This is a genomic window from Mucilaginibacter sp. P4_G9 (assembly GCF_056400985.1).
In genome coordinates, this window is sequence record NZ_JBFUKF010000686.1 from 1 (window position 1) to 1,660 (window position 1,660).

General features: G+C 40.2%; 2 protein-coding genes. Both read right to left on the bottom strand.

The window, feature by feature from the left end:
• On the bottom strand, positions 1-432 hold a 432-nt coding region (locus AC1DPZ_RS26725; protein WP_477409220.1), incomplete at its 3' end, for a carboxypeptidase-like regulatory domain-containing protein.
• A gap of 276 nt (positions 433-708) precedes the next feature.
• On the bottom strand, positions 709-1,660 hold a 952-nt coding region (locus AC1DPZ_RS26730), incomplete at its 5' end, for an amino acid permease (protein WP_477409222.1).

Genomic DNA, 1,660 nt, shown 5'->3' on the forward strand with positions numbered 1-1,660 from the left:
GGGCTGTACCGTAAATGCCGCGGCATTAAATTCGGTGGTATCGCCTTTTATTTTAACGGCAGCAACCTTCGCCTTTATAATTACTTCTTTAAGCAGTTGGGTTTTAAGTATCATGCCGATACTTCCAAAGTTATGGGTAGAATGTGCCGAATCGAGTGTAAAGCGCTCCACAAAATCGGCATAGCCGGAGTAGCTTACCAGCAGGATGAATTTGCCTTTTTTAAGATTATCCATTGCAAACTGCCCCTCGCTTACCCTGGTAAATTTTTGCAGGATAGAATCTTTGGCGTTTAAAACAGCAACTGTGGCATTGGTGAGTTTTGAGTTTGATGCCGTATCGGCAACCGAACCTTTAATAGAATAGGTATTTTGCGCAAAAACGGAGACTGTACTTAAGCAAAATATTATTAGTGCAGTAATTGTGATTTTCATAAGGTAGTTTATGGAAACCAAGATATAACTAAGTTCTTAGTAATCAAAGAGGTTTAACACTTGCCTAATGAAATTTAACATTTGAGGCCGAAAATTTAACATTTAAGTTTTTTTATCACACCATAAGTAATTGATTATCTGAACATTGAATTTTATTGCCAATTGATGTAAAATTTAAGCGACAAAGTGATTTTACCTGTCAAATAAACAATTATGCAAGTAAAAAAAATATTAAAGTATGGTTATAGCTGCGTATCAATAAAAATTATAAGGTATCTACTGCCCGCTATTTTTTTTATAAGCCACCCAAACATAAAACGGAACACTGATCATCAGCAATAAAAACCCATAATAAACGGCTTCCTTACCGGTACCGGCAATGTTCCATAATGCATAGCTAAATGCTATCATAGCCAAAACTACAGCGCCTAACCAGCCATCTGCCTGTTTGTTTTTTACCCGGATTATGAGGTAAGATGCAGCCGATAGCAGGTAAGGAATAAGCATTGATAACAATGAAAGCAATAACAGGAATCTGAATTGCTCTACAAATCCTTTAGTATAGTTCATGCTCATAAAAATAGAAACCAAAGTACTGCTAAGCAGGATGCCCATATAAGGTACTCCCTTTTTATTTTGTTTACTAAATATAGCAGGGAACAACTTGTCCCTGGCTACGGCAAAAGGCATTTGGCCCTGCATCAGTGTCCACCCGTTAAGGGCGCCAAACGCTGCAATAGCAACGCCGGCGCTCACCCAGTACCTAATGTTATTGCCGTAAATTATTGCAGCGGCATCGGCATAAGGTGTTTGCGACTTCTCTAACAGGGCGGCAGGTATCAGCCCCATTACGCTTACGCTACCTAAAATATATACCAGTGTGGCAATCATCAATCCCAGCAATGTAGCACGGGGTATCGTTTTTTCCGGGTTTTCAACACTTCCGGCCGGTATAGTAGCACATTCAATTCCTATAAACGAAAACAGTGTCATGGCCGCGGTGGTGCTAATTGCGCTGTAAGTAGTTGTACCGCTGCTGTTAAATGGAGAAAAATTTTTAGCCTGTAAAAAAAACAGTCCCCCAAATGCTACAAGTACTAACGGCAAAATTTTAAGTATGGTAGTAACCAGCTGCCATTTTCCGCTGGTGACAATACCCCGGGTGTTGATGTAAGTAAGCAGCCAGATAGCGCACAACCCTGTTAATACGGCAGGAAGACCACTTGCC